Genomic DNA, 11,983 nt, shown 5'->3' with positions numbered 1-11,983 from the left:
TTTAACTCCGTTTTATGCCTAAAAGATGCCGAATTCTAATATAATGATGAAATCTTAACGCATTTATTTTCTCAGGAATCCACGCACTATGAACCCATCCGAATGGTTTACCGAGCAGCACGCAGACGCCGGTTCGGCTTTTTCGCTAAAAATTAAACGGAAGCTGCACGAGGAGCAATCCGAGTTTCAACACCTTGAAATTTATGAGACTGAAACCTTCGGTAATCTGATGATAATCGACGGTTGCACGATGGTATCGACCCGCGATAACTTTTTTTACCATGAAATGATGAGCCATCCGGCTTTGTTCACGCATCCCAATCCAAAAAGAGTGTGGATTATCGGTGGCGGCGACTGCGGTACGTTAAGGGAAGTGTTAAAGCACCCATCGGTAGAACACGCGGTGCAGATTGATATTGACGAGCGGGTAACGCGCTTGGCGGAAATTTATTTTCCGGAGTTATGCGAATCCAATAACGACTCTAGGGCCGACCTGAAATTTATCGACGGCATTAAATGGGTCAAAGACGCCGAGCCGAATTCGGTGGATATTATTATCGTTGACAGCACCGACCCGGTCGGCCCGGCTTTAGGTTTGTTCAGCGAAGAGTTTTATCGCGACTGCTTTGCCTGTCTGTCGGAAAACGGCATGGTCGTACAGCAAAGCGAATCGGCGCTGTATCATTTAAAGCTGATCGGCGAAATGCGCGGCGCAATGAGCAACGCCGGTTTGAGTCATTTGCAGACATTGTTCTTTCCGCAATGCCTGTATCCATCCGGCTGGTGGAGCGCGACGATTGCCAGCAAAGGCGATCTGAGTAAATTCAGGGAAACGGATAGCGCAAACAAGCAGTTCGATACAACTTACTATAACGTCGATATACACAGAGCGTCTTTGGCGCAGCCTGAGTTTGTTAAAAAAGCGTTTAATTTATAAGTCGATATTCAGCTCTAACTTTAGTAGAACACGGATGACACTGAATTAGATGGATTTAAACGGATAAGAAGGCAAAGGGCGAAAGGCAAAAGGCTAGAAACACCTTTCGCCTTTCGTCTTGCGCCTAAATTCCATTTCATTCAGTGCTTATCCGTGTTATTTGTGTGCTATTTTGTAAGCTACTACCTTTTAATAAAATGAGATTACCCTAATGTTTGATCCTAAATCCCTTGACGATATTGCCAACCGTTTGGCTGGCGCGATACCTCCGGGCTTGAATGCCCTGAAAGACGATCTTGAAAAAAGCTTCCATGGCATTTTGCAAGGCGCGTTAGGCAAGCTGGACTTGGTGACCCGCGAAGAGTTCGAAGTGCAAAAGCTGGTTTTAGCAAAAACTCGCTCGAAACTCGAAGACCTGGAAAAGCGCGTCGCCGAAATGGAACAGCAGTTGTTAAACAAAGAAGATATGTAGGCTTTAGGATAAAGCAGCCATGTCTTCCTTAGCGGTTGTTTACAGTCGCGGCCGCTCCGGCATAGAAGCGCCCTTGGTCACCGTTGAGGTTCACATTTCCAACGGCCTGCCGGCGCTTAATATCGTCGGCTTGCCGGAAACGGCGGTCAAAGAAAGCAGGGATCGGGTTCGGGGCGCGATATTAAACTCCAAATTTGAGTTTCCTATGCAGCGGATCACCATCAATCTGGCTCCGGCTGACTTACCCAAGGAAGGCGGACGATTCGATTTGGCTATCGCGTTAGGGATTCTGGCCGCGTCCGGACAGATTCCGGTTGCTCATCTTCACCACTACGAGTGCGTCGGCGAGTTGTCGCTGGGCGGCGAATTGCGGTCTATTAACGGCGTGTTACCCATCGCGATACAAGCAAGCAGCAACCGCAGAAAACTGATATTGCCCAAGGAAAATACTGCCGAAGCGGCGCTAGTCAAGGATATTGAAATCATTCCGGCCATGCATTTGCTGGAAGTTTGCTCACATCTGACCGGGCAGCACTTGATACAGGTTGAGTTTCAGCAGGAAGAGCAGGCCGTAAAGGCAGCCGATATAGACTTTGCCGATGTGCACGGCCAATACCACGTCAAAAGGGCTTTCGAAATTGCTGCTGCCGGTGCGCATAACCTGATTATGTTGGGGCCGCCCGGCACCGGTAAATCGATGATAGCATCGCGCTTGCCGACTATCCTGCCGCTATTGACCGAGCAACAAGCGCAGGAAAGCGCAGCGATTGCGTCTATTAGCGATCAGGGTTTGGATGTCGCCAACTGGCTAAAGCCACCGTATCGTGCACCTCATCACACAGCTTCAGCCGCGGCCTTGGTTGGCGGCGGTAGTAATCCCAGACCCGGTGAAATTTCGTTGGCGCATAATGGAACTTTATTTCTTGATGAGCTTCCGGAATTCGACCGCAAAGTTCTGGAAGTGTTAAGGGAGCCGCTGGAGACCGGGCATATCACCATTTCTCGCGCCGCCCGGCAAGTCGATTTCCCGGCGCGCTTTCAGTTGATCGCGGCGATGAACCCATGCCCTTGCGGCTTTCTGGGTGATGCTTCGGGCCGTTGTCATTGCACGTCCGAGCAGGTGATGCGCTACCGAGCAAGAGTGTCAGGGCCATTACTGGATCGTATCGACATGCATCTGGAAGTGCCCAGAATTTCGCACGAAGTGTTGCGCAAAGGTTCGCCGGACGGCGAAGAAAGCAGCGAACAAATCAGAGAGCGCGTGGTTGCGGCTCGCAACTTGGCCGTAGCACGTAGCGGCAAAGCCAATTCGGCGCTGACAGCCAAAGAAGTTAAACAATTATGCGTGCTGTCCGAAACGAGCCACCGGATTTTAGAGCAGGCGATGGATAAATTCGGCCTATCGCATCGAGCCTATCACCGGATTTTGAAATTGGCGCGTACCATTGCCGACCTTGCCCAATCGGAAAATATAGAAACCACGCATTTAAGCGAGGCGATTGGTTATCGTAAACTGGATCGTAGTGTTTAATACGTTGTACTGTGTAGAATGTAGATTCTCATATTGATTCAATCAAAACTTTATCGAGGTGCGCCATGCTAGCTGTTAAACAAGCAGCCCTTAATACTATAAACAAGCTACCTGAAGATGCCGATATAGACGAAATCATGTATCAACTCTATGTCGTGGATAAAATTCAAAAAGCGCAACAGGCTGTCGAACAACAACGAGTTTTAAGTAGTGAAGATCTGAAGCGGGAAATTGATTCATGGTGATTTGGTCGGAAATCGCCAAGACTGATCTTCGTGCTATTTATGATTATATCGCTAACGACTCCAAGCATTACGCTAAAAAGGTTGCTCAAGATATTCGAGAGAAAACCGGCATTTTAAGCGGCTTACCCAATATGGGCCGCGTAGTGCCGGAAATGGAAGATAAAAATATACGAGAGTTATCACTCTATTCGTATCGTATTATTTATGAAGTAAAGAATGAGCAAGTTTATATTTTAACTATCGTGCATAAGCGACAAGACTTGCAGAGCTGGAATATAAAGCCCGATTGATATACTTTCTACAAGAAGCCACCGCTATCGTAAGTGAAACAGCATTCTGTTCCAGCATAAGCTAAATCATCAATGTCCAAACTAAACCCTCAACAGCAAGCCGCTGTCAAAGCGATTGATCATCCCTTATTGGTGCTGGCCGGAGCAGGCAGCGGCAAGACACGGGTGATCACCGAAAAAATTGCTTATCTGGTCAAGCAAGGCCTACCTGCGCGGCATATTGCGGCGGTGACCTTCACCAATAAAGCCGCCCGGGAAATGAAAAGCCGGGTGTCCAAATTGCTGGACGACAAGCAACAACGCGGCCTGCGGGTTTCGACCTTTCATTCTCTGGGTCTGGATATCTTGCGGGCGGAATCCAAGACGCTGGGCTATAAAACCGGAATTACGCTGTTTGATGAGCAAGACAAATACACGCTGCTGCGCAACTTAATCAGCCACGGCGCAAAAGATTGCGACATCGATAACGTCGATAGCTATGCCCGGCAAATCGGCCAATGGAAAAACGCCTTTGTCACGCCGGAGCAATCCGTGTCCATCGCTAAAGCCAACGAATACCCGTCGGCCAATCTGTACATCGACTACACTCGCAGTTTAAAAGCCTACAATGCGGTCGATTTCGATGACTTGATTCTGTTGCCGGTGCTGCTGTTTCAACAATACCCAGCCATCCTGGAAAAGTGGCAAAACAAGATCCGCTATTTGCTGGTCGATGAATACCAGGATACCAATATCACCCAATACCAGTTGGTGCGTTTGATCGCCGGCAACTTGGGCCGGTTTACCGTGGTCGGCGACGACGATCAATCCATTTATGCCTGGCGCGGTGCGCAGCCGGAAAATCTGGCGCAGTTGCAAAAAGACTACGCCCGCCTGCAAGTCATCAAACTGGAGCAAAATTACCGCTCCACCGGGCGCATCCTTAAAGTCGCCAACCAGCTGATCGCCAACAATCCTCATGCCTTTGAAAAACGGCTGTGGAGCGAGCTGGGTTACGGCGATCCGCTGCGGGTTTTAAGTCATAAAGACGAGCAGATCGAAGCCCAGCAGATTGTGTCCGAGATCATTCACCATAAATTCAAGACCGGCAGCAATTACCAGGATTATGCGATTTTGTATCGCGGCAACCATCAGTCCCGCTTGTTTGAGAAAGGCCTTCGGGAAAACAACATCCCGTATTTCATCAGCGGCAGCACCTCGTTTTTTGCCTATTCGGAAATCAAGGACATCCTCGGTTACCTGCGCTTGTTCGTTAATCAGGACGACGATGCAGCGTTTTTGCGCGTGATTAATACCCCGAAGCGCGAAATCGGCCCGAGCACCTTGGAAAAGCTCGGCGCGTATGCCAATGAGCGGCATATCAGCCTGTTTGCGGCCAGCGCCGAATTCGGCTTGAGCCAAAAACTGTCCGAAAAAGCCATGCACCGGCTGACAAAATTCCGCGACTGGGTCATCGATACCGCAGACCGTATCGAGCGCGGCGATACCTTTGCGGTTATCGAACAGTTCATCGACCAAATCGGTTATCCGCAGTATTTGCAGGAAGAAAGCAAAACCAAGGACTCCGCCGACCGCAAGCTAAAAAATGTCTACGAACTGATCGAATGGCTAAAACGCATTGCCGATAAAGAAACCGACGGCCAAAAGCCGTTGGCGGAAATCGTCGCCAAAATCATGCTGATGGACATATTGGAACGCAGCCAGGAAGACGAAGCCAGCGACCAGGTCAGCCTGATGACCCTGCATGCCGCCAAAGGATTGGAATTTCCGCATGTGTTTTTGATCGGCATTGAAGAAAATATCCTGCCCCATCAAAACAGCATCGAAACCGACAACATAGAAGAAGAACGCCGTCTGGCCTACGTCGGCATCACCCGCGCCCAGCGCACCTGCACGTTCAGCTACTGCACCCATCGCAAACGATACGGCGAAGTCGCCGAATGCGAGCCCAGCCGGTTTTTGAGCGAATTGCCCGAAGACGACCTGGAATGGGTCAACAAAAAACAGCTGGCCCCGGAAGTTATTAAAGAGCGCGGCAAAGCGAGTCTGGCGCACTTGAAAACAATGTTGTCGTAATTGCAGCGTCGATCGGTTAGAATACACGCTACGCGCCCGTAGCTCAGCTGGATAGAGTACAGCCCTCCGAAGGCTGTGGTCGGACGTTCGAATCGTCTCGGGCGCGCCATTTATGCATGAAAACATGCACTTTTATTTCTTCCCTTGATCCACGCAAATCGATATTTTGTTGTCGCCGAATATTGCCTGCAAGTGATAAATGCGAACGCTGTAAGACCCATTATTTGTAGACGGATCCGCCGCGCTAAGCAATCCGTCTCAACTGCTAATTCGGAATAAGCCAAAAGCTTTAAAATCCCATATCATGAACAATGCTATGCAATGAACAGATCAACAATACGCCCAAAGCAATCAAGGCGATCTGTTGCAATGATGTTTTGATGTCGGTTTTTTTGTGTAAAGACGGTATCAAATCGGCCACTGCGATATAAATAAAGCTTGAGGCTGCCAATGCCAGGAAATACGGCAGACTGTCATGTAAATTTTCCAGTCCAAAATATGCCAATATGCCGCCCAAAACCGTGGTTAAACTGGCGAGTATGTTGTAAAAAAGCGCTTTGCTTTTGGAATAGCCGCTATGCAGTAAGATCGCGAAATCACCTACTTCCTGTGGAATTTCATGCGCGGCAACGGCCAAACTGGTGACTATCCCTAATTGCACATTGGTCAAAAACGCTGCCGCGATTAAGACTCCATCGACAAAATTGTGGATACCGTCACCGAGAATAATCAATGCGCCAGCCGACTTAACCGCGCCATGATTGTGACTATGCCCGTGATCATCATCTTCATCGCCATGAGCCTCGCAATTGCCGGAATGACAATGCCGCCAAATCAGCAGCTTTTCCAATACAAAAAAACCAAGCACACCCGCCAAAATTGTTCCGGATAATACTTGAAACTGTTCCGGCTTCACTTTTTCAAATGCTTCGGGGATTAATCCCCAAAAGGCGACTGCCAATAATGCGCCTATTGCAAAACTGATACCGTGCGGCAACACCGCATGCCTGCGATGGTCCGGCAGCAATAGAAAAACCGCCGCCGCCATAACGCTTAACACGCCGCCAACTGCGGTAAAGATGATAATTAATATCAATAAACCCACTATTTTATTCTCTCCATATTAACGTAGCCATCCGGCCTGTTTGTTTATCCCGACGATAAGAATAAAAACGCTCATGTTCGGTGACGGTGCAAAAACCGCCGCCGTAAATCTTATCGATGCCCAGCATAGCCAAATCGATCCGAGCCAGCTGATAAATGTCCGCCAGCCACTTGCCGTTGCTTTGCTCTGTAAAAGCCGTCGTGAATTTTGTCGACTTCTTCAGAAAAGCATCCCGCACTTCAGCGCCTACCTCAAAGCAGTTTGGGCCGATTGCAGGGCCCAGCCAAACCAGAAAATCCCCCCTAGCCCCCCTTTTACAAAGGGGGGGATTGGGTTCGATATTTGAGAGCTGAGCAGCCTCACCCTTTATAAAAGAGAGGTTGAGATGGGGCTGACTGACTTCCCCCTTTGTAAAAGGGGGGCTAGGGGGGATTTCCATTGCAGTTATGGTATTGCCTATCACCCCTCTTAACAAGCCTCGCCAACCGGCATGAATAGCGGCTACTTGACTTCCGTCAGCCGCGCAGACCAGCAACGGCAAACAATCCGCTGTCAGCACTGCACAGACAACCCCAGACTCAGCCGTGTAACCAGCGTCGGCTTGTTGCAAATTCAAATCCCCCCGGCCCCCCTTTGCAAAAGTGGAATGTACCTGCACTGCTCGATTGCTGTGTATTTGATCCAGCCAAACCGGATCGCTAGGTAAAGTTAGCAATTCTTTAATCAGTTGCCGATTTTGCTTGACCAAGTCAACATCGTCGCCCACGTGCATGGCCGGATTAAGACTGGCGTAAGCACCGCAACTGGCTCCGCCGCTACGCAACGTAGTTGCCGCATGAATATTAGCCGGAGCGGGCCAGTCCGGAGCTAGCCAGTGCTTAATCCCGTTCATTTTCCGCCAACGCTTCCAGCAATCGGGTCATATCCTCGGGAAGCGGCTGCTCCCATTCGCAATATTCATCGGTAACGGGATGCTGCAAACCCAATTTTGCCGCATGCAAGGCTTGGCGCTTGAAACTACGCAATTCCTTTTCCAGCCGTTCGCTGCAATCGGGCGGCATTTGAAAACGTCCGCCATAAACCTGATCGCCCAGCAACGGAAAACGGATATGCGCCATATGCACCCTGATCTGATGGGTACGGCCGGTTTCCAGCTTAACCTGAACCAAAGTATGCCGGGTGAAACGCTGAGCAACCCGATAATGGGTCACTGCATGCTTGCCATTCTCCCTGACCGCATAGCGCTTGCGGTCGGTCGGGTGCCTGCCGATAGGTTCATCGACCGTACCGCCTGCCGTCATCCGGCCGCGGGTGATCGCCAGATACTCGCGAGTAATATCTCGGTCCTGTAACTGCCCGGTCAAACTGTTATGAGCTTGCAAGGTTTTTGCAATCATCAGCAGTCCGCTGGTTTCCTTATCGATCCTGTGCACTATGCCAGCTCTGGGCAAGGTTTCCAGATTCGGATCATGATTCAGCAGCGCATTCAGCAGCGTACCGTTCCAGTTTCCTACTGCCGGATGCACAACCAAGCCTGCCGGTTTATTTACAATTAATATACTTTCATCTTCAAAGATAATATCCAAAGGAATGGCTTCGGCTTCAGAGGTCACCACGACTTCCGCCTCGGCATCCAGCGTTATCAGTTCGCCACCGTCCAGCTTGTCTTTTGGCTTAAGAGCCAAACCGTTGACTTGCACCCGGCCGGCTTTAACCCAAGTTTGCAGCTTGCTGCGCGAATAATCCGTAAACAATTCGGCAAGCACCTGATCCAAGCGCATGCCGGCCATTTCAAATGGCACTTCTGCCGTTAATCTTGTCATAACAAGTTCTTCTGATTAACCTATTGTTAAGTTATACTCGCTGGATACTCAAGCCATCTCAAGTATCGCAGTTAAATCCAGCGAGAAAAACCCCTTATATTACAACGTGTCGTTAGCACTATGCGATTAATTTTAATTAAATTTTTATTTATCTGTTTTTTAAGCCTGTCTATTCAAGGCTGTGAAACGCTTCAAAGCCTCGCCTCCGGCGATTCCGACACCGAAGATGAATATGCCGACTGGAATGCCGAAAAGTTTCGTAGCCAAGCTAAAACAGCGTTGAACGACGGTAATTATGAAAAGGCCATCAAACTCTATGAAGCGCTTGAATCCCGTTATCCTTTCGGCGATGAATCTGCCCAGACTCAACTCGATGTTGCTTATGCTTATTACAAAAATAGCGATCCAGAAGCCGCAATCGCCGCAGCAGACCGCTTTATTAAAATCAATCCGCGCAGTTCCAGCGTCGATTACGCTTATTATTTAAAGGGTTTGGTTAATTACAATCGCGGCATCGGCTTTATCGATCGCTTCCTGCCTACCGACAGTTCGCAGCGCGACCCCGGCAATGCTCGCGAGGCTTATGACAACTTTGACGAACTGATCCGCAGGTTCCCAAACAGCAAATATGTGCCCGATGCCCAACAACGCATGATTGCGCTTAAAAACAACTTGGCGATGTATGAAGTCCATGTCGCCCGTTTTTATATGAAACGCAAAGCTTATATTGCCGCCGTTAACCGAGCCTCTACCGTCGTTGACAAATACCAGCGCACGCCTGCGGTTCCTTTTGCGTTGCAAATCATGCAGGAAGCCTACACCAAACTCGAACTGCCGGATCTTGCCAAAGATACGGCCCGTGTCTATGAGCTGAACTATCCTAACGGACCACCCGTGCCCGAGCATAAAGATGCGACTTTCTCGCATCAGGTTTGGGATTTTATCGGTTTGGAAAAATAGGAAAGGCTAAAGGCTAAAGGCTAAAGGCTAAAGGCTAAAGGCTAAAGGCTAAAGGCTAAAGGCTAAAGGCTAAAGGCTAAAGGCTAAAGGCTAAAGGCTAAAGGCTAAAGGCTAAAAATTGAAAAACTTCTTAAACCTCAATGCAAGTTTTTTTGCCTTTCGCCTTTCGCCTTAAATTTCAATACAAATCCACCGGATCGACATCGAGCGACCAACGTACTTTTTTCGCTTGCTTGAGCTTTTCGATTTTCGGCATCAGCACATCAAGCAACGCATGCAGCTCCGGCCGCCTGCTGCTCTGAAACAGCAATTGGTAGCGGTAAAGTCCCGCACGTCTGGCCATCGGTGCAGCAACCGGGCCTAAAATTTGGGTTTGCCCGTTGTTGTGATGCTGCGCTAATTCAACAACAGCCTGCAAAAACAGCTTCGGCATCTGGGCATCGGCGGCTTGCACTCTTAAAAGCGCCTGATAGCTGAACGGCGGCAATGACGCCTCTTTGCGCTCCGCCAGCGCGGTTCTGGCAAAGCTGCTATATCCCTCAGAGATCAGCGTTGTTAGTAAAGGATGCTCCGGCTGCCGGGTTTGCATGATGACTCGGCCGGGTTTTTCCGCACGTCCCGCTCTACCTGAAACCTGCACGATCATTTGCGCCATTTTTTCCGGGGCATGGAAATCGATGCTAAACAGGCCGCTGTCCACGTCCAGTATCGCGACCAGCGTCACATTCGGAAAATGATGGCCTTTCGCCAGCATTTGAGTGCCCAGAATAATATCCACTGCGCCCTGATTGATCTGCTGCAAATAGTTTTCCAATGAACCTTTGCGCTGGGTGGAATCACGGTCCAGCCGGACAATTGTTTTATCGGCAAACAACTCCGCCAATACCTTTTCGACACGTTCCGTACCCAAGCCCAACGGCGTCAGCTCACCGGTTTTACAAGCCGGACATTGCCTGACCAGCCGTTGTTCCTGTCCGCAATGATGACAGCGCAGCATCCCTTCATCGTAATGAATCACCAGATTGGCATCGCAGCGCCTGCAACGCGCAACCCAGCCGCAGCCATGACATATCAGAGTTGGTGCGAAGCCTCGCCGATTTAAAAACAATAAAACCTGTTCATTTTTTGCCAGGGTTCTTTGTATATCCGCAATAAGCGCTTCGGACAATCCTTCCTGCATCTTTTTGTTCCTGATGTCCAGCAACTGCAAGACAGGCGCTATCGCATTCCCTGCCCTTTCCGGCAAGTGCAGCAAGCGGTAACGTTTATTATTAACGTTGTGCAGCGTTTCCAGCGCAGGCGTTGCCGAACCCAGCAATACAGGAATGTTCAATAGCTTGCCGCGCACTACAGCGACATCGCGAGCCGAAAACCGGAAGCCTTCCTGCTGCTTGAACGACGCATCATGCTCTTCATCGAGAATAATCAGTCCGGGATTTTTTAACGGCGTAAACAGGGCGGACCGGGTGCCCAACAAAATGGCGCATTCGCCCCGCTGCATCGTAAGCCAGGAACAAGCCCGCTGCCTGTCAGTCAATTTGGAATGGGAAATCGCGATACTGACGGTAAATCGTTGCCTGAACCGGTTTTCAAGCTGCGGCGTCAGGGTAATTTCCGGCAACAACACTAAAACCTGTTGGCCCTTCTCCAGCACGGAACGGATAATCTGCATATAGACTTCGGTTTTGCCGCTGCCGGTCACGCCCTCCAGCAAAAAAACGCCGAACTGCTCAAGACTGCCGCATACTGCATCTATCGCGGCCTGCTGCTGCGGATTGCATTGCAGGGCGTTGCTCCGGATTATTGGATTGCCAAAGTTTTCTGATGCGCTCGGCGTGGAATTTGCCCCAAACTCCGGCGTTCCAAGCTGTAATAATTGTTTGTCCAGAAGCTGCTTTACCGAAGTTCGCCAGCTACCATTCCATGCCGAAAGCTCCATTTCCGACAGACTGCTTTGATGTGCTTGGAATTTTTCCAACACGCTTTTTTGTTTGGGCGTCCGTTTCAATAGCTCGCTATCGATAGCCTTGCCCGACTCGGTCAAACTATAGAATTTTTCTGTTTGAATAACAGCTGATTTACCTTGGCGTAACGTCACAGGAAATGCAGCGCTGAAAACTTCTCCCAGCGGATGATGGTAATAACCGCCGGCCCAATGCAGCAACGCCAAGTCTTTTGTTGATAATAGCGGCGTTTCGTCTAGCATCCGTTCGACACGCTTTAGCTTGCCGATGTCCATATCGCTATGCTGAACGCACTCGACCAGATAAGCGATTTTTTTGGCTTTTCCGAAAGGAACTTCCAGGCGAATGCCCGGTTTTATAGGGGTTGGAACGAGCTGCTCCGGAGCAAGGTAATCAAATAATCGATAAACAGGCAGTGCAATGGCTACCCTGAAAATCAGTTCATTCTTATTTTGCAACTTAGCCATAATGTTTGAGTTATTTTTTATGTTTTAAGGCTAAGTGATTATACGTATTAAACTATTCGAGTTACCCACAGAATCTGTGGATAACTTTGTGGAAAAGTAGGTTTTAGCAACCC

At 49.4% G+C, this 11,983-nt stretch carries 11 protein-coding genes and 1 tRNA gene; 8 read left to right on the top strand and 4 right to left on the bottom strand.

The genetic code is table 11. The annotated features are described in order from the left end of the window. Window positions 1-88 precede the first annotated feature (88 nt). The 7 genes from speE to EPO18_RS01600 all read left to right on the top strand — a co-directional run bounded on the left by speE (window position 89) and on the right by EPO18_RS01600 (window position 5,660). Window positions 89-937, top strand: a complete 849-nt coding sequence (speE, locus tag EPO18_RS01630; protein ID WP_292429592.1) for a polyamine aminopropyltransferase — start codon at window positions 89-91, stop codon at window positions 935-937. A 211-nt stretch (window positions 938-1,148) separates the two neighbouring features. Continuing rightward, window positions 1,149-1,409, top strand: a complete 261-nt coding sequence (locus EPO18_RS01625; protein ID WP_292429590.1) for an accessory factor UbiK family protein — start codon at window positions 1,149-1,151, stop codon at window positions 1,407-1,409. Between the two features lie 19 nt (window positions 1,410-1,428). Beyond that, window positions 1,429-2,940: a YifB family Mg chelatase-like AAA ATPase gene (locus EPO18_RS01620; RefSeq protein ID WP_292429588.1), complete on the top strand. Its 1,512-nt coding sequence runs from the start codon at window positions 1,429-1,431 to the stop codon at window positions 2,938-2,940. Window positions 2,941-3,005: 65 nt separating this feature from the next. After that, window positions 3,006-3,185: a hypothetical protein gene (locus tag EPO18_RS01615; protein WP_292429586.1), complete on the top strand. Its 180-nt coding sequence runs from the start codon at window positions 3,006-3,008 to the stop codon at window positions 3,183-3,185. Continuing rightward, the gene (locus EPO18_RS01610; RefSeq protein WP_292429584.1) at window positions 3,179-3,475 is read left to right on the top strand and encodes a type II toxin-antitoxin system RelE/ParE family toxin; all 297 of its coding nucleotides are present in this window, start codon (window positions 3,179-3,181) and stop codon (window positions 3,473-3,475) included. Before EPO18_RS01615 ends, EPO18_RS01610 begins: the two co-directional genes overlap by 7 nt. A 72-nt stretch (window positions 3,476-3,547) precedes the next feature. Continuing rightward, entirely contained in the window at window positions 3,548-5,551 is a 2,004-nt protein-coding gene (gene rep / locus EPO18_RS01605; RefSeq protein WP_292429582.1) for a DNA helicase Rep, read from the top strand. A 32-nt stretch (window positions 5,552-5,583) separates the two neighbouring features. Further along, window positions 5,584-5,660: transfer RNA gene (locus tag EPO18_RS01600), tRNA-Arg, on the top strand. A 180-nt stretch (window positions 5,661-5,840) separates the two neighbouring features. On the opposite strand, the gene EPO18_RS01595 is transcribed toward EPO18_RS01600, so the two are convergent. From EPO18_RS01595 to rluD, 3 genes are read right to left on the bottom strand one after another with little or no spacing between them, the layout of a single operon-like run. Then, window positions 5,841-6,656, bottom strand: a complete 816-nt coding sequence (locus EPO18_RS01595) for a ZIP family metal transporter (RefSeq protein ID WP_292429580.1) — start codon at window positions 6,654-6,656, stop codon at window positions 5,841-5,843. A gap of 4 nt (window positions 6,657-6,660) precedes the next feature. Beyond that, on the bottom strand, window positions 6,661-7,548 hold the full coding sequence (locus EPO18_RS01590) for a purine nucleoside phosphorylase YfiH/LACC1 family protein (RefSeq protein WP_292429578.1): 888 nt from the start codon (window positions 7,546-7,548) through the stop codon (window positions 6,661-6,663). Continuing rightward, window positions 7,535-8,479 (bottom strand): 23S rRNA pseudouridine(1911/1915/1917) synthase RluD, encoded by a 945-nt coding sequence (rluD, locus tag EPO18_RS01585; protein ID WP_292429575.1) that lies wholly within the window; start codon window positions 8,477-8,479, stop codon window positions 7,535-7,537. The genes EPO18_RS01590 and rluD overlap by 14 nt, the downstream gene beginning before the upstream one ends. A 120-nt stretch (window positions 8,480-8,599) precedes the next feature. On the opposite strand from rluD, the gene EPO18_RS01580 reads away from it, so the two are divergent. Continuing rightward, entirely contained in the window at window positions 8,600-9,439 is an 840-nt protein-coding gene (locus EPO18_RS01580; protein ID WP_292429573.1) for an outer membrane protein assembly factor BamD, read from the top strand. A gap of 178 nt (window positions 9,440-9,617) precedes the next feature. Here the strand turns inward: EPO18_RS01580 and EPO18_RS01575 are convergent, their stop codons facing one another. Then, window positions 9,618-11,870, bottom strand: a complete 2,253-nt coding sequence (locus tag EPO18_RS01575) for a primosomal protein N' (protein ID WP_292429572.1) — start codon at window positions 11,868-11,870, stop codon at window positions 9,618-9,620. Window positions 11,871-11,983: the final 113 nt, after the last annotated feature.

The sequence above is a fragment of the Methylobacter sp. genome (genome assembly GCF_004322395.1).
Classification (GTDB): domain Bacteria; phylum Pseudomonadota; class Gammaproteobacteria; order Methylococcales; family Methylomonadaceae; genus Methylobacter_A.
The sequence above is the reverse complement of the archived record's forward strand: the minus strand, read 5'-3'. Positions and strand labels throughout refer to the sequence as shown.

Coding starts and splice junctions, on each gene's coding strand:
- speE (WP_292429592.1), top strand. CDS start 89: ATGAACCCATCCGAATGGTTTACCGAGCAGCACGCAGACGCCGGTTCG.
- EPO18_RS01625 (WP_292429590.1), top strand. CDS start 1,149: ATGTTTGATCCTAAATCCCTTGACGATATTGCCAACCGTTTGGCTGGC.
- EPO18_RS01620 (WP_292429588.1), top strand. CDS start 1,429: ATGTCTTCCTTAGCGGTTGTTTACAGTCGCGGCCGCTCCGGCATAGAA.
- EPO18_RS01615 (WP_292429586.1), top strand. CDS start 3,006: ATGCTAGCTGTTAAACAAGCAGCCCTTAATACTATAAACAAGCTACCT.
- EPO18_RS01610 (WP_292429584.1), top strand. CDS start 3,179: ATGGTGATTTGGTCGGAAATCGCCAAGACTGATCTTCGTGCTATTTAT.
- rep (WP_292429582.1), top strand. CDS start 3,548: ATGTCCAAACTAAACCCTCAACAGCAAGCCGCTGTCAAAGCGATTGAT.
- EPO18_RS01590 (WP_292429578.1), bottom strand. CDS start 7,548: ATGAACGGGATTAAGCACTGGCTAGCTCCGGACTGGCCCGCTCCGGCT.
- rluD (WP_292429575.1), bottom strand. CDS start 8,479: ATGACAAGATTAACGGCAGAAGTGCCATTTGAAATGGCCGGCATGCGC.
- EPO18_RS01580 (WP_292429573.1), top strand. CDS start 8,600: ATGCGATTAATTTTAATTAAATTTTTATTTATCTGTTTTTTAAGCCTG.
- EPO18_RS01575 (WP_292429572.1), bottom strand. CDS start 11,870: ATGGCTAAGTTGCAAAATAAGAATGAACTGATTTTCAGGGTAGCCATT.